The sequence below is a fragment of the Azospirillum doebereinerae genome, from assembly GCF_003989665.1.
Classification (GTDB): domain Bacteria; phylum Pseudomonadota; class Alphaproteobacteria; order Azospirillales; family Azospirillaceae; genus Azospirillum; species Azospirillum doebereinerae.
Genome location: NZ_RZIJ01000099.1, coordinates 1 through 344 on the forward strand (window position 1 = coordinate 1; position 344 = coordinate 344).

1 pseudogene is annotated in these 344 nt (G+C 70.6%); it reads right to left on the reverse strand.

Annotated elements, in window-relative coordinates:
* Positions 1-338 (reverse strand): annotated as a pseudogene (locus EJ913_RS31370) (electron transfer flavoprotein subunit alpha/FixB family protein); the annotation flags it as partial.
* Positions 339-344: the final 6 nt, after the last annotated feature.

Here is a 344-nt window from a genome sequence, read left to right on the forward strand (position 1 = left end):
GTGATGTCGGAGATCGCCGCCACGTCGAGCAGGGCGGCGACGCGGGGCAGCGCGTTCTTACCCACCGAGGTGGCCGGGGCCAGGATGTGGCCGTAGGTGCGGCCAATTTCGACCAGCAGCGCCGCCAGCGGTTCGGCCAGCGCGTGCTCGTAGGCGGCATCGTCGGCCAGCAGGACCTTCCCCACGCCGGCGATCTTGGAAGCGGCCTCGGCGACGGGCTGGGCGCCCTTGCCGGCGACCAGGACATGGATGTCGCCGCCGATCTTCGTCGCGGCGGTGATGGCGTTCAGCGTCGCGGGCTTGAGCGCCGCGTTGTCGTGTTCGGCGAGAACGAGAATGTCGGC